Raw genomic sequence first — 26,256 nt, 5'->3', positions numbered from 1 at the left:
CGATATTTATAGACGTGCAACAAAAGGGAGTGCCATGAACTCCTTGAGAGGCAATGCTATAATTGAGACAAGGCTTCCAAGGAGGAAAGATATGCATATCCGATACATTTACCGTAATTATTTCAAGAACAACTTGTTTATGAAGATTATCCTGTTCTTCTCGGTGATCACGATCGTTACGATCATTACCTTTTCCTATCTGATGTTCAAGGTGATGTCCGAATCTGCCGTGCAAAGGCAACTCGACATCCAGAAAGGAGCGGTCGAGAGGGTCAGCAACTATTTTAGCGGAAAGTATGATTCTATTCAGTCCACGGTGCGCGAGGTCTATCGTGATGATGTGCTGGCTGTGAATATGTCTTACTTCCTGGAGCATCCGTACCAGGACTATGTGAACTATCGCCTGGAGCGGTTTTACACGGATAACGGTATTTCCTCGTCTGATATGGTTACGTTCTTCCGCGGCAAGGTGGATGATGATCCGGATATCCGCAGTCTCATGCTATACAGTGTGGATCAGTATCAGCTTTATGTGTTTTACAACTACATGCAGCAGTTCAAGATCATCCCGACCAACCTAGCTCGCTCTTATATCCCGGAAGTGATGTATCAGCAGGAAGGCCCTGGGGTAGGACCATCCAATATTTGGGTCAGCCGAGCTATTGAGACGACGAATACCTCGACCTACTCGGTACGTTTTCCGGTGAACAATACCCTAACGCTCAAAAATATAGGCCAATTGGTGGTCTATTACGATACGGATAAGGTGTGGAATAGCCTGGCGCTATATAAAGAGGATCTCAAAGGCTCCATTCTTGTTTTGTCACAGGACGGAAGCGTGCTGTTTGACTCCACGGGCTTTTATCAAGGAAAGAAATATCCCTATTTCGAGGAGCTTAACACCGTGTATGACAATGATGAACTGGGGGATGACTTGATTGCGACCAAAATAACCCATAGCCAGGGCGGATTCACGGTATTAAGTACTGTGCCGAAAAAGGAATTGGCCAAAACCTATCAAGGACTGCGGAATACGATCCTACTGATCAGCTCCGTCTGTATTTTGTTCGCCATCTTGATTCCCGCGCTTTTTATCAGCAATTTTGCAAAAAGAATGTATAACATTATTCGCTTTACCCGAAAGGTTCGTGACGGGGACTTCACAACCCGGATTGCGGATACAAGAGACGATGAGCTTGGCCAGATTTCCAAAAGCTTTAACGATATGCTGGAAGAGCTGAATGAGTATATCGACCGGGTATTCAAAGCGGAAATCAAGCAGCAGCAGACAGAGCTTGTCGCTTTGCAGGCCCGAATCAATCCGCACTTCCTTTACAATACATTGGAGGTCATTCGAATGCGTGCAGTCTCTCAAGGGGCCAAGGATGTTGCGGAGATGATCTACAGTCTATCTGTCTTATTCAAAAGCCTGGTGCAGCAAAAGAGAGTCTACACCCTTAAGGATGAGCTGGAGGCTTGTCGACTCTATTTGGAGCTGTTCCGGATTCGCTACAAGGACCGCTTCGAATATGAGATTCAGGCTGCTCCCGAATTATACGGACAATCGGTAGTGAAGCTGTCCTTGCAGCCGATCGTTGAGAATTACATTGTTCATGGAATCCGGACGGATCGCTATGACAATCGGTTAACGATTCAGGTGCAGGAGGACGGGGATATTTTGACGGTAGTGGTGCAAGATAACGGAAAGGGCATTGAGCCTGACCAATTGGCCGAGATCCGGGAGGAGCTGGAACGGGAGGAAGAGACCGGCCGCATGTTTGGTCTGAGAAGTGTCCATAGCCGCTTGCGCTTCTTGTACGGACCTGAGTACGGAATTGAAATTGAGAGTTCGCCGGAGAGTGGAACTGTCGTTATCGTACGCTACCCGGTTCGGGAAGAAATGGAGGCTGAGGCTCAGGATGTATAAAGTATTCATTGTAGATGACGAGCCTTTTATTGTTGAAGGCTTGTACGATATTGTGGACTGGCCCTTGTTTGGCCTTGAAATTGTAGGGCACGCGGAGAACGGACAGCAGGCATTGGAGGCGTTAAAGACCACGCCAGCCGATTTGCTGATCACCGATATCTCGATGCCGGTTATGGATGGATTGAGCCTGATTTCTGAAGTGCGCAAGCTCCATACAGAAATGAAGGTTGTCATCTTAAGCGGATTCAACGAATTTGACTACCTCAAAGAAGGTATGCGCCTGGGCATTGAGAACTATCTGTTGAAGCCGATCAATGTGGAGGAGCTTGAGTCCACCCTTCGCAATACCGTGCAAAAGCTGGACCGGATTCAACCGAAGGAGCAGTACGATGATTATGACGTCCAGATTCTTAAGGATAATACACTGTACCGTTGGCTGAACGGTCAGATCGCAGCGCCGGAATTCGCCGAGCGTGCAGGGTTGCTGGACCTGAAGCTCCGAGCTCCGTATTTTGCTGTCTGCGTCCTGAGGACAAAAGCAAGCCTGTCCGTCTTGTTTGAGCGGGTAGCCGGGTTTCTGGAGACCCGGGACGAACAGTCCACCCTTTGCCGGGATGTGGATGGAGATCTGGTTCTCATTGCTTCCTTGTCCGGTCAAGAGGATGGGAGAAAAGCCTTTATTCGCTTGGTAGAGGACCTGTCAATGGAACTGTCTGTCATGAGCCGTCCGGTTCATATTGGAGTGGGCCGTGTCGAACCCGTCTCGGAAGCAGCCTCGATTAGTTATAAAGAGGCCAAACGAGCGCTGGAATACTATATCGTCTATCCAGAACGGCTGTTTATCGAATACGGACAATTGGAACGAAATCGGGGAATGGCCTTCTCCAGCCATTCTATGCCATGGGCGGAATACAGCAAGCTGATTTTATCCGGAGATATAGAGGAGCTAAAGAAGAATATTCGAGATGATTTTGAGCAGCTTAAGCAAGGGGAGGGTGTGCGCCCGGACGATCTGCAGAGCGCTGCGATGGAATTGATTATTCGCTTCAAGATGGAGCTTCAAGAGATTAAGCTTACCGAGGAAGCCGATAGTTTCAGGCAAGCGCTCGGACAAATCCAGAACAGCCAGTCCTTTGACGGATTGCTAGAGATTCTGGAGGAAGTGGCGAATATCACGGTCAACTCACTGATGAGAGACGTGAAAAGCCCGGTTGTCCATCAGGTATTGAATTATATCCATAGTCACTATGCGGAGGAGCTTTCACTTAAAACGCTTGGAGCGCATTATCATATTCATCCGGTTTATTTGGGACAGCTTTTTCTGAAGGAGACAGGGGGGACATTCGCGGAGTATATCAACAAATATCGTATTGAAAAAGCCAAGGAGCTTTTGAAAGTGACCAACTATAAAGTGCATGAGATCGCCCGAAATGTGGGGTATTGGGAAATTGGATATTTTTACAAGCAATTCAGGAAATACGTGGGCATATCGCCGACCGATTTTAAAGCGCTTCACTAATAAAATAGGTCTTCCATACCTTGTAGGCTTTTTTTCTTTAATTTGTACCTCGATTTATTTAGTTTGTATTCTTTTTGTAACGGCTTTCATTCGGTAAGGTTGAATTGTAAGTTAGACGAAACAATCTAAAAGGGAGGATCATCATGAGAAATAGTAAAAGAAGCTTTTCTTTCGTACTCGCTACTCTGATGGCTCTGGTGCTCGTATTGAGCGCTTGCGGCGGCAAGGACAACAACGCTGCCGAAGGTAACACGGGCACGTCGACAGGCGGCAGTTCGGAAAAGACAGTTAACCTGATTTGGTACACCATCGGGACACCGCAAAAAGATGTGGATCGCGTTATGGAGGAAGTCAGCAAGTATACGAAAGAGAAAATTAACGCAACGATCACTATGAAAATGGTCGACTGGGGCGACTACCAGCAAAAAATGCAAGTAAACGTTGCTTCCGGTGAGCCAATGGATATCATCTTCACTTCCGCCGGCGGCTTTGACTATGTACAAAATGCAAGAAAGGGAGCCTTCATGGTTCTCGATGATCTGTTAGAGCAATATGGACAAGATCTGAAGAACACGATCGACCCTGCCTTCCTCGAAGGATCCAAGGTTGATGGACATAACTATGGTATTCCTGCTAACAAAGAGCTGCCACAACAAGAAGTATGGCGCTTTAACAAGCAATTCCTTGATAAATACAACCTGGACATCTCGAACGTCCGCTCCTTGGAAAGCATTGAGCCGCTGTTGAAGACCATCAAGGAAAACGAGCCAACGATCACAGCGTTCGCTATGGATAAGAACTACGTTCCTTATGTCCCTTACGACTATGTAGTTCAAAATCTGCCAATGGCTGTAAAGCTTGATACAACAGATTATAAAATCGTCAACATCCTTGAAACCCAAGAAATGAAAGACGCTCTTGATTTGATGCGTAAGTACTACAAAGCAGGTTACATTGCTCCTGAAGCTGCAACTACCGGCTCCACCAGTGACCTGATGACTTCTTCGATGTGGTTCATGGACCGTGCGCAAACTCAACCGTCTGCGGATAACCTCTGGTCCCAAAGCTATGGCTACCCAGTTGTTTCCACACCAGCGAGTGATGCAATCATCACGAACACATCGGTACAAGGTTCGATCATGGCAATCTCCGCTAACTCCGAATATCCGGAAAAAGCGATGGAATTCCTGAACTTGCTGAACACCGATCCGGTATTGCGCAACATGGTTGACTCCGGTATCGAAGGCGTTCACTACAACAAGACGGATGAGACACACTATGAAAACCTGCCTGAGTCGAAGAACTACGATATGCCTTCGTACTCCTTGGGTAACAACATGCTCCTTTACTTGAATGCTAACGATCCTGATGATAAATGGGAGCAATTCAAAACCTTTAACGCTGCTGGCGTTGACTCGCCGATTCTGAGCTTTAACTTTGACAGCACGAAAGTTGCTTCGGAAATGGCGGCTATACAGAACGTGAAGGAACAATACTGGTCTTCCCTGATGACAGGTACTGTAGAACCTGATGAGTTCTTGCCTAAAGCGATTGAAAAGTTCAAAGAAGCAGGTCTTGACAAGGTAATTGCTGAGGCCCAAACCCAGCTCGATGCCTGGAGAGCTGCGAACAACAAGTAATAATTAAAGAAGTTTCGGGATCGGGCGGGTGATAACATCGCCCGATCCTTTTTCATTATTTTTTGACAGGAGGGGAATAAGGTGGCCGCATTTTTTAGAAATCTGCTCAAAAACAAAGTCATGCTCTTCATGGTGTTGCCCGGCGCGCTTTGGTTTTTCTTCTTTTCTTACATGCCTCTAGTAGGGACCATCGCTGCCTTCAAACAGTACCGCTTCAGCAGAGAAGGGTTCTGGGCTAGCCTTGCAAAGAGTGAATGGGTTGGCTGGGACAACTTCAAGTTTTTGTTCAGTACTAATGACGCGCTTTTAATTACACGAAACACGTTGCTCTATAACATTGCATTTATCTTTATCGGATTGGTGCTGTCGGTAGCCATGGCCGTACTGTTATCCGAGCTTGTGAACAAAAGATTGGCGAAGGTTTATCAAACCGGTATGTTTCTGCCGTATTTCCTGTCATGGGTTATTGTCGGCTATTTTGCGTTCAGCTTCCTGAGCATGGATCGCGGGATGTTCAACCAAATTATCAGCTGGTTTGGCGGAGATCCAATTCAATGGTATTCCGAAGCGAAATACTGGCCCTATATTTTGATTTTTGTAAGCTTGTGGAAGTCTATTGGCTACAACAGCGTCGTGTACCTTGCATCCATTATGGGTATCGACAAATCGCTTTATGAAGCAGCAATGATTGACGGCGCCAACAAATGGCAGCAAGTGAAAAATATTACAATTCCAATGCTGTCCCCGATTATTATCATTATGACCTTGCTGGCGGTAGGGAAGATCTTCTACGCCGATTTCGGTCTGTTCTATCAAGTACCAAGAGATTCCGGTCCGCTGTATGCCGTTACAAACGTTATCGATACTTATGTATACCGTGGTCTGAAGACATCCGGGGAAATCGGCATGAGTACGGCAGCTGGCCTTTATCAATCGGTAGTCGGCTTTGCACTCGTCATGGTCTCCAACTATGTTGTACGTAAAATCGATAAAGACAGTGCCCTATTCTAAAACAGCTGAAAGGAGTGTCAGACAATGGCGGGAGTAATTAGAAGAAATAAGGACTTTCATCAGGTAGGTACAGGTTGGAACGTTGTGCTGAACCTGATTGCAGGTATATTTGCATTTCTGTGTGTGTTTCCGTTCCTGTTCGTCGTTATCATCTCGTTAACCGATGAGAAGACGCTGGCAACGGATGGTTACCGTATCCTTCCGGCTCAATGGAGCTTGGAAGCTTACCGGTATGTGTTCCAGAGCGGCGATATGCTGCTTCGCTCCTATGGAGTGACCATTTTTGTCACCTTGGTCGGAACAGTTATCAGTTTGATTATGATTTCCTTGTACGCTTACGCCATTTCACGGAACAGCTTCCGGTACCGGCGCTTTTTCTCGGTGTTTGCGATCGTAACCATGCTGTTCAACGGCGGTATGATCCCAACCTATATGGTAGTCTCCCAGCTTATGGGGCTTAAAAATACGGTGTGGGCTCTGATTTTGCCACTGGCTATGAATGCCTTCTATATTATGATTTTACGGACGTTCTACAGCACTAGCGTCCCTGAGGCGGTCATTGAATCGGCGCGGATTGATGGAGCGGGAGATTTCTATATCTTCTTGCGCATCGTGCTTCCGTTGTCGCTCCCTGGGTTAGCCACGATCGGTCTGTTCAGTACCCTCGGATATTGGAACGACTGGTTTAATGCCTTGCTTTACATCGATGTACCAAACCTTGTACCGCTGCAGTCGATGCTGATGCGTATCGAATCAAGCATTGCCTTTATTCAGCAAAACTCGCAGAACAGCTCGCTCAGCTTGACCGCGCTGCAATCTATTCCGCAGGATACTTCGCGGATGGCGATGGTCGTGCTTGCAACACTGCCGATTATTTTCGCCTACCCGTTCTTCCAACGCTACTTCGTGCAAGGTCTGACGGTAGGTGCAGTTAAAGAATAAAAAGGAGCGAGGACGTTGATCTACAAGGACAGGACAAAACCGATTCCGGAACGAGTAGAGCATTTGCTTGGACTAATGACTTTGGAAGAAAAGGCCGGCCAGCTGGTTCAACCGTTCGGTTGGCAGACCTATGAACATATAAACGGAGAAATTCGTCTTACCGAAGCTTTTAAAAAGCAAATTGAGCAAGCGGGTGTTGGTTCGCTTTACGGTGTGCTGCGCGCCGATCCCTGGACAGGGGTCACGCTGGAAAGCGGCCTCTCGCCGCGTGAGGGAGCCGAAGCGGTCAACACAATTCAACGCTACGCGATCGAGAATTCGCGGCTGGGCATTCCGATCCTGATCGGAGAAGAATGCTCGCATGGTCACATGGCCATTGGTGCGACCGTCTTTCCGGTCCCCCTCTCGCTGGGTAGTACCTGGAACGTAGATTTGTACCGTGAAATGTGCCGTGTTGTTGGCCGCGAGACACGCAGCCAGGGCGGAGCGGTAACCTACTCTCCGGTGCTTGATGTGGTTCGGGATCCCCGCTGGGGACGGACCGAGGAATGCTTCGGCGAGGATGCGCATCTGATTAGTGAAATGGCCGTGGCATCCGTAGAGGGTCTTCAGGGCGAGAAGCTGGACGGAGAGGATAGCGTAGCCGCGACATTGAAGCACTTTGTCGGCTACGGAAGCTCCGAGGGCGGCAGAAATGCCGGTCCGGTGCATATGGGGCGCCGAGAGCTGCTCGAGGTGGATCTTTTGCCATTCCGCAAGGCGGTAGAGGCAGGAGCGGCTTCGATCATGCCGGCGTATAACGAAATTGACGGCGTACCTTGTACGACCAACCAGGAACTGCTTGAGGATGTATTGCGTAACGATTGGGGCTTTGACGGCATGGTCATCACCGATTGCGGTGCCATTGATATGCTGGCCTCCGGGCACGATGTAGCGGCCGATGGCCGTGACGCGGCCATTCAGGCTATCCGGGCAGGAATCGATATGGAAATGTCCGGTGAAATGTTCGGCAAGCATCTTGTCGAGGCTGTCCATGCAGGCCAATTGGAAGAGGAAGTGCTGGACCGCGCGGTACGCCGCGTCCTGACGCTGAAATTCCGCCTGGGTCTGTTTGAGTCGCCTTATGCTGACCCGGATCGGGCCGAGCAGGTGATCGGCAGTGCAGAGCATGTGGAGCTGGCCCGCAAGCTGGCCGGGGAAGGTATTGTTCTGCTGAAAAATGAAGGGGTATTGCCGCTGGCGCCGGGCGCCGGCAAGATCGCTGTGATTGGCCCCAATGCCGACGTGGGTTATAATCAGCTTGGAGACTACACGTCGCCACAGCCGCGGGACAAGGTGACGACGGTGCTTGGAGGCATCCGCACCAAGCTGGCTGATACGCCTGAGCAAGTGCTGTATGCGCCGGGTTGCCGGATCAAGGGCGATTCCCGGGAAGGCTTTGAATTTGCTTTATCTACAGCAGAGCAGGCAGATACGGTAGTTATGGTCGTTGGCGGCTCCAGTGCCCGGGATTTCGGTGAGGGCAGTATTGATCTCAAGACAGGCGCTTCCAAAGTAACCGGCAACTCCGAGAGTGATATGGACTGCGGCGAAGGTATTGACCGCTTGTCGCTGTCACTGTCGGGAGTTCAGTTGGAGCTGATTCAGGAGATTCATAAGCTGGGCAAACCGTTGGTTGTCGTCTATATCAATGGCCGGCCAATCGCCGAGCCTTGGATCGATGAGCATGCGGATGCGATCCTGGAGGCCTGGTACCCAGGCCAAGAGGGCGGCCATGCCGTGGCGGATATTTTGTTCGGTGATGTGAACCCGTCCGGACGCTTGACCGTTTCCATTCCGAAGCATGTTGGACAGCTTCCGGTGTACTACAACGGCAAGCGCTCGCGCGGCAAACGCTATCTGGAAGCGGACTCGCAGCCAAGATATCCTTTCGGCTTCGGACTCAGCTATACGGAGTTTACTTACGACAAGCTAAGTGTCTCTTCAGACAGCATCCATAAGAATGAAGAGGTTCAGGTGCGGGTTGAAGTGAAGAACACAGGGCAACGCGCAGGGGCCGAAGTGGTTCAGCTGTACGTGACGGATGTCGCGAGCACAGTTACTCGGCCGGGCAAAGAGCTGAAAGGCTTCCGCAAGGTATTTTTACAGCCGGGCGAAACCCAGACGGTTGAGTTTACCGTAGGGCCGGAACAACTGCAATACATCGGAGCGAACTACGAGCCGGTGGTCGAGCCTGGAGAGTTCCAAGTGCATGTCGGCAAACATGTGAATGAATTACTGAGCGCCAATTTTATTGTGCGGGAGGACTAATATTATATGGAACGGATCAGACGTTTTATCCGGGAGCTGACAGAGGCTCAGTGGCTGGAGCAACGCAGCCTTGATTGGAAGATTACCGCCAATACTTACCTGATTCCAGGCAAGTATACGGAGGAGAAGCCGTATCTCGAGGACGGAACACTGGATAGATTTCCAAGTACACAGGGCACAACCTACTTCTTCCGGACGAAGCTGGACATTCCGGAACCATGGCAGGCCGGCCATGTCGGACTGGTCTTCGCCTCGGGCGGAGAAGGGCTGCTGCGCATCAACGGCAAATCGGCACAGGGCCTGGACCGCAATCATACCTTTGTTACCTTGAACACAGCAGAGTTAGGGCAATCCCTGGAGCTGGAGATCGAGCTGTATGACCCGATTCCGGAGCCGGTTGACCCATTGAATAAGCAGGCTGTCATTCAGCCTCCGATCACTCGGGTTGACAGCCAGCTTGTGCTCGTCAATCGGGCGGTACAGAGCTTAATGTACACGGCGACGGTTATTCGCGATTCGGCGGTTCTGCTGCCTGAGCAAGATTTCCGCCGTACGCGCCTGATCGAGGCGCTGTACACCGCTATGGATGAATTTGTTGCGCTCGACGAGGCGGCGATCCGCGAAGGCAGCTCGCTAACCGGGATTGAGCAGCGGCTGTCGGCCCGGGTAAAGGAAATTGGCGGCAATGCCGAGGGCCTGATTCATATGGTGGGTCAATCCCATATTGATATCGCCTGGTTATGGCCGATTCGGGAAACAGTGCGTAAGGCTAGCCGGACCTTTTCAACCGTGGATGCCCTGATGAAGGAATATCCGCAGTACCGGTATGCGCAGAGCCAGCCGCAGCTATTTGCCTATCTGAAGGATAACGATCCCGAGCTGTATGAACGAGTGAAGGAGAGAATCAAAGAAGGACGCTGGGAACTGGTCGGCGGAATGTGGGTCGAGCCGGATCTGAACTTGCCGAGCGGAGAATCGTTGATGCGGCAAATGCTGTATGGACAACGCTTCTACCGGGAGGAATTCGGGCTGACCTCGGATATCGAATGGCTGCCGGATACGTTTGGTTACTGCGCTTCGCTGCCGCAAATTTTGCAGCACGGGGGCATCCGTTATTTCATGACCACAAAGCTGGGCTGGAATGACACCAACATATTCCCTTACGACCTGTTCCATTGGGTAGGCATTGACGGAACGCCGATGCTGTCCTACTTGAACCACGGCGTTAACGAAAATACGCTGCCGAAGGATGTGCACGAGCACTGGCAGTCCTTCCGCGAGAAGGCTGTTCATCCGGAGCAGATGCTCTTATACGGGCATGGAGACGGCGGCGGCGGAGTTACGCGCGAAATGCTGGAATACATTGACCGGGCCGATCTGATGGTGGGCCAGCCGGGCAGCGAATACAGTACAGCCGCAGCATTCTTCGCCGGCATTGAAGCCGCTAAGCCAAAGCTTCCCGCCTGGCACGGTGATCTGTATCTTGAGCTGCATCGCGGCACGTATACAACGCACGGACGCAACAAGCGCAGCAACCGGAAGGCGGAAATTCTGTACCGTGAAGCCGAGGTCTGGAACACGCTGGCAGCTCCGTCCATGTCTGGAGAGCGTCAAATCGAGGTTCGGGACTCGCTGCATGACGGCTGGAAGCTGATTCTGCTCAATCAGTTCCATGACATTATCCCTGGCTCCGCGATTACCGAAGCCTATGAAACTTCCACCAAGGAATATACGGAGGTTTTCGAAAAGGGAAATATCGGTCTGCAACATGGTCTGGAAGCACTGGCAGCCCAAGTATCGACAGCAGGCGAAGGCAAGCCTTATATCATCTTTAACAGTCTTGGCTGGTCCCGGGATATGATCGTATCCCTTCGTGAATTATCTTCCGAAAGCGGCTTGGCTGTATATGATGAGCAGGGAGTACGTCTTCCATACGAAGTACGTTCAGATCTCGATGGGGATGTAACGGCTAGACTGCGTGTGCCTGGCGTGCCTGCTCTCGGCTACAAAACGGTCTGGCTGCGAAAAGAGGAGCCTGCAGGAGCATCTTCGCCAGCTGCGACAGCAGCGGCGGAGCAGGAGCTAAAGGGGGAATGGGAGACTTCCTATTACCGCCTGAAGTTCAACGAGCGCGGCGAAATCGTCAGCTTGTGGGATAAGACCGCCCGGCGTGAGATTGTGAAAGCCGGCGAAGCGGCTAACCGATTCCATTTCTATCATGACCGTCCGACGCTGTGGGATGCCTGGGATATTGATCCTCGCTACGAGCAGCAGCCGGCTGGCGATGTTAAGCTGATAGAAAGTGCAGTAGCAGCAAAAGGACCTGTTCAAGACGTGCTGCGATTCCGCTATCGTCTGGGGCAGTCAGAGATCGTTCAGGATATGATTCTGTATCATCATGACCGGCGGATCGATTTCCATACGAAAGTGAACTGGAACGAATCCCATAAGCTGTTGAAGGTCGGATTCCCCGTTGACGTTGTCACGGATAAAGCAACCTATGAGATTCCATTCGGCGCTCTGGAGCGTCCGACGCATCGCAATACCAGCTGGGAGCAAGCCCAGTTCGAAGTATGCGGACACCGCTTTGCGGATGTCTCCGAACGGGGATATGGCGTCAGCCTGCTGAACGATTGCAAATACGGCTACGATATTCAAGGCAGCACGATGCGTCTGTCCCTGTTGCGTGCGCCGAAATGGCCGGATATCAGCGCCGATCTGGGCGAGCATGAGTTTACGTATTCGCTGTATCCGCACCAAGGGGACTGGCAGACGGCTCATACCCTGCGTGCGGCGGCGGAGCTGAATCACACGCCGGTTGTCCTGGCAGCCGAGCCCCATGCAGGCGAATTGCCTTCTGCAGCATCTTTAATTGACTTTACCGGCGAGCATGTTGTACTGGATACGGTCAAGCCGGCAGAAGACGGAGACGCTGTGATTGTTCGCTTGTATGAATCCGCTGGCGGACGCGAGCAGGTTTCGCTGGGCTGGCCAGGTCTGAAGCAAGCTTGTCTGTCCAATGCATTGGAAGAGGACGGGGAAGGACTGTCGACGACAGAAGGCCGTATAGAGCTGAGCTTCGCTCCGTTTGAGATCAAGACGGTCAAAATTTATTTGTAATACAAAGAAAAGCGGAAACTATGGATTAAAGGAGTGGAACCTGCATGGAACAATTCAGACTTCCTAAGATAGATATGCCGGCATTGGAGTTGCCGGCAGCCGTTCAATCCGTTCTGTCCGAAGCAGAGGAGAAGCTGGCCCATCGCCCTAAGCTGCTCAAGCTGTTCAAGAACTGCTTCCCGAACACACTGGAGACCACGACCAAGCTGATGGAGGATGGCACGACCTTCGTCATCACGGGGGATATCCCGGCCTCTTGGCTGCGCGACTCCGTGGAGCAGGTCATTCATTATGTGCCGCTTGCCAAGGAAGATGCGGATTTGCAGCGTATTATAGCAGGCTTGATCAAGCGACATATTCAGTACGTGCAGATCGATCCATATGCGAATGCATTCAATGAAACCTCTAATGATTGGCACTGGAACGCCGCAGACAAGACGGACATGTCGCCTTGGGTGTGGGAACGCAAATTCGAGATCGATTCCTTGTGCTTTGTTGTTCGTCTTGCTTATACGTACTGGAAGGAGACCGGACGCGCCGATATTTTCGATGCCGGCTTCAAGGCAGCGATGCGCACGATCTATGACGTGTTCCGGACTGAGCAGCATCATGCCGAGCAATCGCCATACCGCTTCATGCGGAACAATGGCATTCCGGAGGACTCGCTGCAGAACCAGGGACTCGGCATGCCGGTGAACTATACCGGGATGATCTGGTCCGGCTTCCGTTCCAGCGACGATGCTTGCGATTTCCATTACAACATCCCTGGAAATATGTTTGCCGTAGTCGCCCTGCGTCAAATGCAGGAGTTCGCGGAATGGGTATTCCGTGACCTGGAATTCCTGGAGGAGCTGAAGCAGCTCGAGCTGGAAGTGGATCACGGGATCAAGCTGTACGGTATTTATCGCCATCCGGAATTCGGACCGATTTATGCCTACGAGACAGATGGCTTCGGCAACTATTGCCTGATGGACGATGCAGGAACGCCCGGCATTATGTCGATTCCTTACCTCGGCTATGTCACAGCGGATGATCCGATTTACCAGAACTCCAGACGTTTTGCACTGAGCAAGGAGAACCCATTCTATTTTGAAGGTAAAGCAGCCAAGGGAATCGGCAGTCCGCATACACCGAAGGATTATATCTGGCACATGGCTTTGTCGATGCAGGGAATTACGGCGACGACAGCGGAAGAGAAGCTGGAAATGATCTCGATGCTGGAAGCGACGGATGCGGATACGGGCTTTATGCATGAAGGCTTCCATGCCGACGATCCAACCGTCTTCACCCGCAAATGGTTCGCCTGGTCGAACAGTCTGTTCTCCCAGCTCGTCTATCGGGCGATGAAGGACGGCATTTTGTAATAAGGATGATCTGCTTCATGATCAAAAGATGAATTTTTGAATCTAAAAGTTGAAATAAAAAGCTACGTTGAAAAGGGCATAAGTGTGAAGTGTGCTGAAGAAGCGTAAGCGTTCGCCTTTGTGAGTGGATTTCCACCTTAGAATATCTTAGTTCAATCAGAGAAATCCGCGAACAACAGCGATCGTAAGAACACTTCACACGTTGCCCTCTGAACGTAAATTCATTAGTTCAACTTTTTAAAAAAGGAGATATGAACATGGCTAAAATTATTGGCAACGCACTGCCAAACATTCCTTGGCAAGAGAAGCCGGCAGGCACCAACTCGCCGGTTTGGCGCTATTCCGCCAATCCGATCATTCCGCGGGATGCGATTCCGAACTCGAACAGTGTATTCAACTCCGCGGTTATTCCGTTTGGAGAAGGCTTTGCAGGGGTGTTCCGCTGTGATTCCAAATCCGTCAGCATGGATATTTTTGCAGGCTTCAGTAAGGATGGCATCAATTGGGAAATCAATCATGAGCCGATCCAGTTCGAAGGCGACGAGTATATCACCAAAAGGGAGTATCGTTATGACCCTCGGGTGTGCCAAATCGGGGACCGCTATTACATTACCTGGTGTAACGGCTACCATGGCCCAACAATCGGCCTGGCGTATACGACAGATTTCAAGACCTTCCATCAGCTCGAAAATGCGTTCCTTCCGTACAACCGTAACGGCGTGCTGTTCCCGCGCAAAATCGGGGATAACTACGCGATGGTCAGCCGTCCGAGCGACACAGGGCATACTCCGTTCGGCGACATTTTCTACAGCGAGAGCCCTGACCTGACATTCTGGGGCAAACACCGCTATGTGATGGGAACCATCAATGGCGATGCTTCGGCATGGCAGTCCAAGAAAATCGGACCGGGACCCGTTCCGATCGAAACGGATAAAGGATGGCTGTTGATTTATCATGGGGTTATTAATACATGCAATGGCTTTGTATACCGCATGGGTGTTGCCCTGCTGGACAAGGATCAGCCTTGGAAGGTATTGGGACGTTCGCGGAACTATATCCTCGGGCCTCAAGAGCTGTATGAGTGCGTAGGCGACGTACCGAATGTAACGTTCCCTTGCGCGGCATTGACTGATGCCGATACAGGCCGTATCGCTATTTATTACGGCTGTGCAGATACAGTGACAGGCATTGCCTTCACAACTGCAGATGAATTGATCGAATATATGGAGAAGTTCCCGCTGGAAGAGGCATAAGCCTGTCCGGACTTTAGAGGAGCCGCTGTCTTGCTTCATCCGGAGGAAGAGGGCGGCTTCTCCCTGCGTGATCGCGTGTATTTGTGAGCGCAAAAAAGCAATTTGCATACTAATCAAAGGGTGGGAGGCGTAGACATGACCAAAAAGAGAAGAGCACATATTATTTCCCATACACACTGGGACCGGGAATGGTATTTGCCATATGAGAAGCACCATGTCCGGCTGATCGCATTGGTGGATGCCCTGCTGGACAAGCTGGATCAGGGCGGAGAGTTCAAGAGCTTTTACCTCGACGGACAGACCATTATTCTGGAGGACTATCTCCAGGTTCGTCCGGAGAACAAGGAGCGTCTGGAGAAGCACATCCGGGACGGACGGATTCTAATCGGTCCATGGTATATCTTGCAGGATGCCTTCTTGACGAGCGGTGAAGCCAATGTACGTAATATGCAAATCGGGCATCAGGACGCCAAACGCTATGGGGAGCCGGCGAAAATCGGTTATTTCCCGGATACGTTCGGGCTGGTTGGACAGACTCCGCAATTGATGCAGCAATCCGGCATCGGCAACGCCTTCTTTGGACGCGGCGTAAAGCCTACGGGCTTCAATAATACCGTAGCGGACGGGGGCTATGAATCCTCCTTCTCCGAGTTGATCTGGGAAGGGCCGGATGGCTCGAAGGTATTGGGCATTCTATTCGCGAACTGGTATTCCAACGGGAATGAAGTGCCGGTTGAAGAAGAGGCGGCGAGAGCTTACTGGGACCGGAAGCTGGCTGATGCGGAGAAATATGCGTCGACTGGCGAGCTGCTGTATATGAACGGGTGCGATCATCAGCCGATCCAGCTGGATCTGCCTGAGGCGATTGCTATGGCGGAGAAGCTGTATCCGGATACCGAGTTCATCCATTCCAATCTGCCGGATTACTTAAAGGCGCTGGAACAGGCATCCGAAGGCAAAACCTTGTCTACGGTACAAGGAGAGCTGCGCAGCCAAAGAACGGATGGCTGGGGAACCCTGGTGAATACCGCCTCGGCGCGGGTTTACTTGAAGCAGATGAACCAGGAAGGCCAGGCGGTGCTGGAGAAAGTAGCGGAGCCGCTAGCGTCGATGGCGCATCTGTTGGGCAAGAAGTACCCGCATCATCTGTTCACCTATGCGTGGAAGACCCTGATGCAGAACCATCCTCATGACAGCATTTGCGGCTGCAGCGTGGATGAGGTGCATCGCGAGATGGTTACGCGGTTCGCCAAGAGCAAGGATGTGGCGGAGACAATTATCGACGACAGCAAGACCGTTATCGCGGATGCTGTTGATACCTCCGGATTTGCCGCTTATGGGGAGGACCCGCTTCCGGTACTTGCCTTCAACACAACCGGTTGGACACGCAGCGGCGTGATTACATTGGAGCTGGATGCAGCAAGATTGTACCTGCGCGAGGGCTTTACCATTGAAGAAACCGCCCGCCGAATGAAGGAGACGGATCTGAGCGGCCGGGTACTGGTAGATGAGCAAGGCAATGTCGTTGACTGCACGGTAGAAGACCTCGGTTTACTGTTCGGTTATGATCTGCCGGATGACCGGTTCCGTCAGCCTTATATGTGCCGCAAGGTTCGGATTACCTTCCGCGCGGCGGATGTTCCGGCATTGGGCTTGCGGGCATATGCCTGGGTACGCAGTGCGAAAAGTTCGGCATCAGCTGCTTCAACATTGCTGACCGGTAACCGGACACTGGAGAATACTTCGCTGAAGATAGAAATTTCCGAAGACGGATCGTTTGTACTGACAGACAAGATCTCAGGCCGGGTCTACCGGGATCTCGGGGTTTACGAGAACACCGGGGATATTGGTAATGAATATATGTACAGACAGCCGGAAGGGGAGTCCCCGCTGACAACCAAGGGCCTGCCTGCAGACATTACAGTGCTGGATGATAAGCCATACCGTGCATCTGTGAAAATAGCTCATCAATGGCTCATCCCGGCTTCTGCGGATGAATTGCTGGATCAAGAGCAGCGCGAGCTGGTTTATTATCCGAATCGCAAGGCACAGCGCAGCAAGACGCTCGTTCCGATGGAGATCGTAACGGTATTGTCGCTGGAGGCAGACGGCAAGGGATTGCAAATTGAAACCAAGCTGAACAATCAAGCGAAGGATCATCGGGTACGCATGCTGTTCCCTACGGATCTCCAGGTCTCGCAGCACCGTGTGGACTCGATGTTTGAAATCGCTGAGCGCGATAACAAGCCGGCGCCGGAATGGGAGAATCCGAGCAATACGCAGCACCAGCAAGCCTTCGTTGAAGTTGGCAACGGAAAAGAAGGGCTGGTTGTCGCCAACCTCGGCTTGAATGAATACGAGGTGCTGCGTGACGGACGCAATACGATTGCTGTCACTCTTCTGCGCGCTGTTGGCGAGCTTGGAGACTGGGGATTGTTCCCGACGCCGGAGGCGCAATGCCTTGGCGAGCATACCTTCCAAATGGAAGTTATCCCCTACAGCGGCGGCGAGCGCGGAGCACTGGGTGCTTATACGGAGGCTTATCAGTTCCAGATTCCTTGGACGGTGTGCCAGACGGATGTTCATGAAGGAAAGGTCGCTCCGAACTATTCGCCATTGTACTGGGAAAGTGCGGAGCTTGCCTTCTCCTCAATGAAAATGAATGAAGAGACCGGAGACCTTCTGCTTCGCTGGTACAATATGTGCCGTCAAGGCACAGAGCTCAGCCTGAAGCTGGAGATCCCTTCGGATCATATCTACAAAACAACCATTCTGGAGGAACCAGGCAAGCCGCTGGCAGTCAATGCAATCGGCGGTCTGTCCCTGCCAGTCGGCAGTTGTGAAATTGTCACCCTCGGCATTAACGGAGCCGCTAAATAATGTGATACGACAAAAAGAAAAGCAAGAGACCATCCCTGCATGATTGCCAAGGATAGGTCCCTTGCTTTTTTGCCCTCTTTCATTTCGTTAAGCAAAAGGAAACCGCTCTCTGGGAAAATGGAGGTACCACCCAACCATAAACCCAAAGGAGACGGTTTCTTTGCACATTCGATATACAAGGATCAACTCTGTTTCCCAATATAGGCAATGCGGTAAATTTGATCTAAGGGAAGGAAGGACTTGGTCTAACGGACATTACGTCTCCTTACAATCCGCCTTTGGATGAGCCAGAATTGTAACGGACATTTTGGCTGCTTAGAGAGTAGAATCGAGTGAACCAGAGTCGTTTGAGCGTCCTAAGCGCCCGAAATGTCCGTTAACCCTTCGAATCATAAGAATAAGTCTGCTAAGGATCTAGAATGTCCGTTAGCGAGTTTAAAATATCCGACAGCGACTTTAGGGAAGAGAAACAGCTACCGCAAAACGGATCATGACGCTACCTTTCTTCGAATGAAAGAGACCACATGCGAAACGGCCAACTAAAGCCAGGCTATACTGTCCAGGTCGGCACTGAGCATCAATTCATTATCGAAGGTTCCTGCCTCGAGGCTTATCCAAAGTAAGCCTTGAGGTCGGGTGCTTTCTCTTGACCACAATCTACTCAAAAAATCAGCGGCGGGCGCCGAAAGCCAAGGAATTAAGCGAAGATAGACCGCTTAGCTCCTTGGCTTTTATTAATACTTGTGGGCGTTCCAAAGTGTACTTTTGGGACACTCTCACTTCGAAAGCATAGAGCGAAAGCGTTCGCCTTTGTGAGTGGATTTCAGCCTTATAATATCTCAGTTCAATCAGAGAAACCTACGAATAACAGCGATCGTAAGCACACTTCACACGTTGCCCCGAAACGTAAAAATCAATAGTTCAACTTATATAGATGCTAGGCTTCGTCCCAGAGGCGCTGCACATTCTGGAAGGCGATCCGGGTGCCGGTCAGGCAATCCTCCATGCCTTCATATTCAATCGACAGATATCCGTTATACCCCGAGCGCTTGATCAGCCGCAGGATTTCCCGCAAGTCTAGATCGCCGTGACCGGCAATGGCTCCGCGCAGATAGTTGCCTCCTGCGCTTCGGAACCAGCCTTCGCCAGGATTATGGCGGGAAGGGCGAATATAGAAGTCCTTGATATGCACCATCGAGGCAAGCGGCAAATTGGCTTTCACAGCAGTGACCGGATTTTCATCGACACAGACAAAGTTGCCGACGTCCAGCGTCGTTTGAAAATTAGGACGCCCTACCGCATGGATAAGCGCTTGAACCCGGTCGCTTGCTTGAACATAATAGCCGTGATTCTCGACGCTCGTCGTGATTCCATAGCCTGCCGCATGATCGGCGATCCGCCGGCAGGCCGACGCGATCCGCTCCAGGTCTTCATTGAACCGGAGGATGGACGTGTCTTCTCTTGATGCAACATCATGCCGCATCAGCTTGACGCCCAAGCGGGCCGCACGGTCAACCTCAGAGATCACTCGTTGAATCTCTGCTTCATAGGCTTCGTCGCTGTCAGTAATAAAATTGGCTCCGATGGCATAATTGGATATGTCTATCGACAAGCTTGCTGCTTTTTGGACTAGCTTCTCTACCAGCTCCGGTGTTTCTTCGAAGCTAAAGCCTAGTCCGGGCACAATTTCAACATGCTGTGCTCCGACTTCCGCTGCCCAAGCAAGCACATCCTCGATATTCATGCGCCCTTGATGCATAGCCTGATACAGGCTGTACGAGCTGATTCCCAGCTTCATTCTCGCTCATCTCCCTGTTCGTTCATCTATGGATCCGTGCAGGATCGGCTCACTTAACGAAATTTCCGAATGAATTGGACTGCCTTGGAAATATCGGCAGCAGGGTCTGCGCCGACCTCACGCTCGATCGTCAGGTATCCTTGATAGCCAATAGCTTGCAGCGCCTGAAAGTACGCGTTAAAGTCTACATTTCCTTCACCCAGCGGGAGCTCCTCAAAGGCAGAGCCGGAAGCAGCCATGTCGGCAATGGCCTCATGATCCATGGGCGTATAACCGAGATAGCCGTAAACCTCCTTCGGATCAATCGGGCGATGACGGCGGCCATCCTTCACATGGGTGTGCACAATATAATCCTTTAACAAATGCACGCCCTGTACCGGATCATCTCCGGTAACCATAACCATATTAGCCGGATCGAAGTTAACGGAGACGCCGTTCGTACTGAGCGTATCCAGGAAGCTCTTCAGATGAGCGGCCGGCTCAGGTCCGGTCTCGATGGCGAAGTAAGCGTCCAGGCTCTTCGCATAAGTGCCCAGCTCTTCACAAGCCTGCTGCATGGCTGCGTAGATCGGTCCGTTCTTGTCCTCTGGAACAATACCGATGTGCGTCGTAACAATGTTGGTCCCCAGATCCAGGGCAAGCTCCAGAATCCGCTTCGATTTCTCGATCTTGGCCGGGTTGGCCGCAGCATCCTGGAAGCCGTGTCCGGCCAAATCTCCGCATAGGGCGGACACCTCCAAGCCCAGGCCTTCGATAAAGCTTCGCAGCTCACGCCGTTTGCTTGCGGTCAATACCGCAGGATCCATCTCGCCGGAGACGGCATAGATTTGAACGCCGTCTGCTCCAACCTCGCGTGCCTTTCTCAAGCCTTCAGTTACGCCAAGGCCGAAGCTGTCTACAATTACACCGATTTTATTGTTCAGTTGCATTTGTATCCTCCCCATCCAAGCGGATTTCCCGTCCTTCAGCTGCGGAACGGTAAATCGCATTCAGTATCTTGATCATCTCAACTCCATCTTCGACAGGGCAAATGTTTTGAGATTTGCCGAGACAATTATCTACGAAATGATGGATTTCCCGGTTGAAGCTGTCCTGGAAGTCAAATCCGGGACGGGTAATCTGCGGGTCAATATTGATGATGGTATTGTGCTGTTCCGTCGCAATCGACAGCTTGGGTTCAATTTCTGCTCCTCCGCGATCTCCGAAGATGCTGACCTGGGCCGAATCGGTTCTGGCATGGAGGGAGAAGCTGACATCGACCATGAGAGAGGCGCCATTCTCGAAGCGGACCAAGGCATTGGCCATATCCTCTACTGTATTCTTGGAGGCATCGTAATCGGCAGCCTGGTAGAAGTCATAGTTCTCGATGTTCGAGCGATTGCCGAGTTTACTGTAAGTGTTGCCGCTTACAGACACTGCCTTAGGCTTGCCCATTAAATACCAGCACAGATCAATGACGTGCACGCCGATATCGATCAACGGGCCGCCGCCGGAGCGTTCCCGGTCTGCAAACCAACCGCCTGGATTGCCCAGACGCCGAACAAGACTGGCCTTGGCATAATAAATTTCACCAAGATCGCCTGCATCAATAAACCGCTTCAGCACTTCGATGTTGGAGGCATGCCGGCGCACGTAGCCGACCTGAAGGAGCTTTCCGCTCTGTCTCACTGCTTGCTCGATCTCGAGCGCCTCTTCGACCGTCTTGCACAGGGGCTTCTCGCAGAGCACGTTCTTGCCTGCCTGCAAGGCGGCGATACTGATTTCAGCATGGGAATTATTCCAGGTACAGATACTAACAGCCTCGATTTCAGGGTTTGCCAAAAGCTCTCTGTAATCCGTATAGGTATGAGGAATCTGGTAGCGTTCGGCGATGGCCTGAGCGCGTTCCGGCTTGAGGTCGCATACGGCAACCAGTTTAACTAGGGGATTGGCTGCATAAGCCTTCAAATGAGATTCGGATATGGAGCCGCAGCCGATTAATCCAATGTGTACATATTTCATGACGGGATTCATCCTTTCCATATAAATATGTTATATTTATTCAACTAAGATTAATCTAGCACAGCTTGTTGAAGGAGAGAATGTGCAGAATGGTAAAGTATATGGACTATATGATCAGCAAAAGTCCGATTCGGGTATTTGCTCCGGCGGTGGATTCAGCGAGGCGAAGAATCAGAACCCTCTCCATGGTAAACGCAGGGCATCTGCCAGGACGGACGCTGCAAAGGGAGAAGGCTGTCTTTAAATACTGGGCGGTTGTCATCATTACTGGAGGCCAGGGATACTATCAGGTCGATGAAGGAGAGGTTCAGCCGGTAAGAGCAGGCTCCTGGTTCTGCCTTTATCCAGGCAGTGAATTCAACTATGGTCCGGATGAAGGCGGCTATTGGGATGAGTACTATTTCACCGTTGAGGGAAGTCGACTGGAGGAATGGCTCAGGGACTGGTTGTTTCCTGATGGAAAGGTGCAGCCGGTTGTGGTGGATGAGATGCTGATTCAGCGGATGGAAGGCTTGTTCAGACTGATTGATAGCGGGGCTCCCGATAATCTGGATCGGGCGGTGCTGCAACTGGAAATGTTCCTCTATGAGCTTGTTTCACTAAAGGAAGGCCATGCAGCAGGCAACCGGGAGCAATTTGCGCTGAGAATTATAGAGGATCTGGGCCAGTCTCTGGATACCTCGATAACTGCAGCTGCTGCCGCAGCCAAGCATCATATTTCAGTATCGACGCTTCGCCGGATCATTCATGAATATACCGGTTATCCCTTCAATGAATTTATACATCGCCTGAAGGTGGCCGAGGCGCGGAATATCTTGTTGAACACAGAGCTGTCCGTCAAGGAAATTGCCGAGCATTTAGGGTATCACGATATGTTTTATTTTTCTCGTATATTCAAGAGAATCACAGGAGTGGCGCCAAGGGAATACCGGAATCGGGTAGGGCCTTGAACGGGCGTTCCTGGACAGATTATATTATAGAGGTTGTTTTGAACAGCTAATCTTTTGAACTTGTACTATACTGAACATACATATGATAGAAACGGAGTGGGCCTGAATGGCGGAGAAGACGGTAAAGAAATTTTGGCCGGAATGGGAGGGAGAGGCACGCGAAGGGGCGAGCGGCTGGAACAATACAACCCGTTACCTTGAAAATAATGGACTGAACTGCGTGCTGCGCATTTATGAGACGCATCGGGAGGAGAAGAAGGTTGCCTTCGAGCACGACATTTTGATGAAGCTGGCATCAGAACCGCTTAGCTTTCAGATTCCTTCGCCCGTAAAGACGCCGGAGGGAACGACCATTATTCGCATGGAGGACGGAAGCGGCAGATTTGCCTGCCTCTTTGAATATATTGAAGGCGTATCTCCGAAGCCTGAAGCATTCCGGGGCGCATATTCATTTGGCCTGGCGGCAGCTGAGTTATCCGAGACCTTGGCGCGGACCGTTCCCTCTTTAGAGCCGGCCTATCCGCCCTACTACGAGATAACCAAAGCGTATCCTTTATGCAGTCCTGAAACGGTCAAATCCTTCTGCGAGCAGCCTGAGGCTGCATTTGCAGATCTTGGAGAGCCGCTTCGACTGCTGCGCGAGGCTTGCATGGAAGTATTTGACCGTCTGAGTGAGCTGGAGCAGCTGCCAAAGCAGCTAATTCACGGGGATCTGAATCCTTCGAACCTCCTGGTCGATGAGCATCATCCTGAACAAGTGTGCGCACTGTTAGATTTTGAATTTTGTACGATGGATATCCGGGTCATGGAGCCGGCAGTCGTCCTTGCCGATCTTATTGGCAGCGGCAGAAAAGAGCAGGCGGAACAATTCTGCGCGGGCTTCGGCAGCCGTCTTCGCTTGCCCTCCCAAGAGGTTGCCGTTATTCCGCTGCTGCTTCGGCTGCGCAAGGTAGATGTATTCCTTCATTTCATGAGTCGATATTTGAATGGGACAGATGCTCCCGAAGTGTTGCGGGCTCAGATTGTAACGCAGGCGGCAGGACTGAGAGAGCTGCGGATGGATACCCTATGGCTGCGCGATTTGTTGAGAGAGCATCTGCTAGATCACATGAAGCGGGAATAACAAATTCAAGTGAGCTTGTTGCCATCTTTTTTATATATTTTTCGATATTGAGCCGGTGTGACCCCGTAGACTTTTTTGAATACCGTGTAAAAGGTGTTTAAGGAGGAGAACCCGTAGGCTGAAATAATCGGCTCAATCGGAGAGTCGGATGCCAGCAGTTCCCGGCAAATGCACTCCAGTCGCTTTTGTGAAATCGTATCCGTGATGGATCGATTGGTTTCCGATTTGTACAGACTCCGCAAATAATTGACGGACAAGCCAAGCTCGTCGGCCAGCATTTTGGAAGACAGATTCGGATTGCTAAGCTGACTTGCGATAATTCTCTCCACGTCCTCAACAAAGCCGGCATTTTTGGATTGACTGCGGGCAGCAGCTAGATCGTCCAATGCTTTCGTCAGCATATGGTCTATCCATGGCACCAGATTGTCCAGTGTTTCAAGCTGGATAATCTGGTTCTCCACCGACGTTAACCCGAAGGAGCTCGGCAGCGGCTTGGCGGACTGATCCTGAATCAGCCGGCGCATATCCATGAACAGCGTAATCAGTGACATTTTGCATTCAAAATAAGGCAGCAGCCGCAGCGCATCCACGGCTTGATGAATAATCTCCAGGGCGGCAGGTGCATTCGTTTTGTGAATCGCTTGGGCCAATTGACGTTCTTTATCAATCGGCAAGTGATAAACCTCTCCTGAATTCCCCTCCAGACCTGTCTTGGCAATTACGGCTCCGTGGCCGAACCGGAATCGCTCCTGTGTCAATTCGTAGGTTTCCAGATAGGCTTCATGGATGTCGCTTAGGCACCGCTGAATTTCTCCCCAAGCAACAGTAGTACCGATCGATAAATATTGCTGTACAAGCTGCTGAGCGACCTTCAGATTTGCAATAAAATCCTCGGCCTGACTGTTTACGGAGATGATAACGGCGATATGATCATGTCCCATGTCGACCGTTTGAAGGTGATGCTCGGCCATTCTCAATGACTCATGGACGATATTGCCCATGGCAAACCGAAGCAATCGGCGATCCTTTTCCGGATAGGTGTCTATAAACTCCGGGAAATAGTCGATCCGAAAAATGACGATCGATACATTCTCCTCCGGCAGCTCAATAGCCCATTCCTCGAATTGCCCCTTTATTTCCTCTCTCGATAGTGCCCCCGTGCCGAGAAGTTCACGCAAAAATCGTTCTCTCCCCAATATCTTGCTATGTCTCCAATGGTCGGTCAATTCGATAATCTGCTCTTGCTGCGCAGTAAAGACGCTGGATAGATAGTCCAGTTCATCGGCAGACCGTCCATGACCGAAGGTCTCGGCTTGGTGTTGTCTCATGACATTGCTGACCAGGTCCTGAATCGGAGAGTAGACCCGCTTGGAGATCAAGACAGTGACAGCAAGCGAGGCCAGGAACAGCCCCGAAAATAAAAGTATGCTGAGGTTGCGAAGCACATCGATCTTCTTCAGAATCAGATCCCTCGGGATGCTCTCGATAAAGCTCCAGTTCTGAATCCCTTTAATGGAAGCATTAGAATACACGATCAATTGATTCTCCTGATCGCGCGGCTTGTATATTTCCCATCCGCTCATGCCATCGGCCCGATCTCTGTATTCCTGAATTTGATCTCCATCCAACGGAATACTGCTGTACACTCGTTCGTTATGGTCGTTAAGCACCATGATGATCCGGTCTTGGTATTGAGAATTGTTCTGGAGCAGTGTCATCAGCTCCCGGGTATCGACATTGAGCACAAATGCGGAAATGGAGCTGCCTTTTTCATAAAGTCTGACAATTGTAATGACATCCTTAAAGGCGCCCTCGCTGAGCGGTTCAGGCAGCTTTCTTGGGATCAGCACGGTTTGGTCGGACTGCGCCGGATCCCGGAGCCGATTCAGAATGTCCTGGTCATAAAAGCCCGAAGCCTCGTTCAGGCCAAGCCTGGAATCGATCACTGTATCTGTATAGTCATTGATCAGATAGACGGAATCAATGGAAGGATTGGACATTTTGATGCCAAGCAGGCGGTTCCATACCTCATAGGTCTCATAATCGCTAAAGTGGTCAGAGAGAGCGTATACTTTAAGTTCGCTGTCGTTGCTGGAAGAAAACGCGAAGTCCAGGGACCACTCCATCAACCGGGCGGTATTTCGGGCTCCGTTCACGAGGAGAGATTCTGAATGCTCTCCGATCTCTTCAACGAGCGTACGGGAGGATTGCGAATAAAGCACCAGGAACGAAATAGCCAGAACCAGCACGTTGGCGCTGACAAAGTAAAAAATAATCCGCATGTAAGTCGGGTGCTTTCTGAATGATTTTAAAAGTGGAAATCGGAATTTCATCTACAGGAACCCCCTGCACTTGATAGATCTATAGCCACATTATTGTAGCATACAGGATGATTTCATCAGAGAAATCGTTCATTTC

At 50.9% G+C, this 26,256-nt stretch carries 16 protein-coding genes; 12 read left to right on the top strand and 4 right to left on the bottom strand.

Going from position 1 to position 26,256, the window contains the following annotated elements:
* Positions 1-91: 91 nt before the first annotated feature.
* The 10 genes from KI362_RS05030 (at position 92) to KI362_RS04985 (ending at position 17,966) form a co-directional block, all read left to right on the top strand.
* Complete coding sequence (locus KI362_RS05030; RefSeq protein WP_301625369.1) at positions 92-1,927, top strand: sensor histidine kinase; 1,836 nt, start codon at positions 92-94, stop codon at positions 1,925-1,927.
* Positions 1,920-3,446, top strand: a complete 1,527-nt coding sequence (locus KI362_RS05025) for a response regulator transcription factor (protein WP_301625367.1) — start codon at positions 1,920-1,922, stop codon at positions 3,444-3,446. Before KI362_RS05030 ends, KI362_RS05025 begins: the two co-directional genes overlap by 8 nt.
* 143 nt (positions 3,447-3,589) lie before the next feature.
* Complete coding sequence (locus tag KI362_RS05020; RefSeq protein ID WP_301625365.1) at positions 3,590-5,086, top strand: ABC transporter substrate-binding protein; 1,497 nt, start codon at positions 3,590-3,592, stop codon at positions 5,084-5,086.
* An 81-nt stretch (positions 5,087-5,167) separates the two neighbouring features.
* On the top strand, positions 5,168-6,097 hold the full coding sequence (locus KI362_RS05015) for an ABC transporter permease (RefSeq protein ID WP_101781173.1): 930 nt from the start codon (positions 5,168-5,170) through the stop codon (positions 6,095-6,097).
* 24 nt (positions 6,098-6,121) lie between these two features.
* Positions 6,122-7,039, top strand: coding sequence for a carbohydrate ABC transporter permease (locus tag KI362_RS05010; RefSeq protein ID WP_044480411.1), 918 nt, complete (start codon positions 6,122-6,124; stop codon positions 7,037-7,039).
* Positions 7,040-7,114: 75 nt separating this feature from the next.
* The gene (locus KI362_RS05005) at positions 7,115-9,349 is read left to right on the top strand and encodes a glycoside hydrolase family 3 N-terminal domain-containing protein (protein WP_301625781.1); all 2,235 of its coding nucleotides are present in this window, start codon (positions 7,115-7,117) and stop codon (positions 9,347-9,349) included.
* A 6-nt stretch (positions 9,350-9,355) separates the two neighbouring features.
* Positions 9,356-12,469 carry an alpha-mannosidase gene (locus KI362_RS05000; protein WP_301625362.1) on the top strand — a complete coding sequence of 1,038 codons (3,114 nt, stop codon included), beginning with the start codon at positions 9,356-9,358 and terminating at the stop codon, positions 12,467-12,469.
* A gap of 44 nt (positions 12,470-12,513) precedes the next feature.
* Positions 12,514-13,833: a glycoside hydrolase family 125 protein gene (locus KI362_RS04995; protein WP_301625361.1), complete on the top strand. Its 1,320-nt coding sequence runs from the start codon at positions 12,514-12,516 to the stop codon at positions 13,831-13,833.
* Between the two features lie 257 nt (positions 13,834-14,090).
* A complete protein-coding gene (locus KI362_RS04990; RefSeq protein ID WP_301625359.1) occupies positions 14,091-15,086 on the top strand; it encodes a glycoside hydrolase family 130 protein in 996 nt (331 codons plus the stop codon).
* A gap of 135 nt (positions 15,087-15,221) precedes the next feature.
* On the top strand, positions 15,222-17,966 hold the full coding sequence (locus KI362_RS04985; RefSeq protein WP_301625358.1) for an alpha-mannosidase: 2,745 nt from the start codon (positions 15,222-15,224) through the stop codon (positions 17,964-17,966).
* Positions 17,967-18,903: 937 nt separating this feature from the next.
* Here KI362_RS04985 and KI362_RS04980 read toward each other — a convergent pair.
* Genes KI362_RS04980 through KI362_RS04970 form a run of 3 tightly spaced genes read right to left on the bottom strand, consistent with a single transcriptional unit; the run spans position 18,904 to position 21,765 of the window.
* Positions 18,904-19,764 (bottom strand): sugar phosphate isomerase/epimerase family protein, encoded by an 861-nt coding sequence (locus tag KI362_RS04980; RefSeq protein ID WP_301625356.1) that lies wholly within the window; start codon positions 19,762-19,764, stop codon positions 18,904-18,906.
* Positions 19,765-19,817: 53 nt separating this feature from the next.
* Positions 19,818-20,693, bottom strand: coding sequence for a sugar phosphate isomerase/epimerase family protein (locus tag KI362_RS04975; RefSeq protein ID WP_301625353.1), 876 nt, complete (start codon positions 20,691-20,693; stop codon positions 19,818-19,820).
* Positions 20,677-21,765, bottom strand: a complete 1,089-nt coding sequence (locus tag KI362_RS04970; RefSeq protein WP_301625351.1) for a Gfo/Idh/MocA family protein — start codon at positions 21,763-21,765, stop codon at positions 20,677-20,679. Before KI362_RS04970 ends, KI362_RS04975 begins: the two co-directional genes overlap by 17 nt.
* A gap of 89 nt (positions 21,766-21,854) precedes the next feature.
* Here KI362_RS04970 and KI362_RS04965 point away from each other — a divergent pair, with 89 nt between their 5' ends.
* Both KI362_RS04965 and KI362_RS04960 read left to right on the top strand, forming a co-directional pair.
* Positions 21,855-22,715, top strand: coding sequence for a helix-turn-helix transcriptional regulator (locus KI362_RS04965; RefSeq protein ID WP_301625349.1), 861 nt, complete (start codon positions 21,855-21,857; stop codon positions 22,713-22,715).
* A 106-nt stretch (positions 22,716-22,821) separates the two neighbouring features.
* The gene (locus KI362_RS04960) at positions 22,822-23,838 is read left to right on the top strand and encodes a phosphotransferase (protein WP_301625347.1); all 1,017 of its coding nucleotides are present in this window, start codon (positions 22,822-22,824) and stop codon (positions 23,836-23,838) included.
* Between the two features lie 5 nt (positions 23,839-23,843).
* On the opposite strand, the gene KI362_RS04955 is transcribed toward KI362_RS04960, so the two are convergent.
* On the bottom strand, positions 23,844-26,171 hold the full coding sequence (locus KI362_RS04955) for a helix-turn-helix transcriptional regulator (protein WP_301625345.1): 2,328 nt from the start codon (positions 26,169-26,171) through the stop codon (positions 23,844-23,846).
* Positions 26,172-26,256: the final 85 nt, after the last annotated feature.

The organism is Paenibacillus apis (assembly GCF_018333295.1).
GTDB lineage: Bacteria > Bacillota > Bacilli > Paenibacillales > Paenibacillaceae > Fontibacillus > Fontibacillus antibioticophila.
Note: the sequence above shows the minus strand (reverse complement) of the source record. Positions and strands in the feature narration are given on the sequence as shown.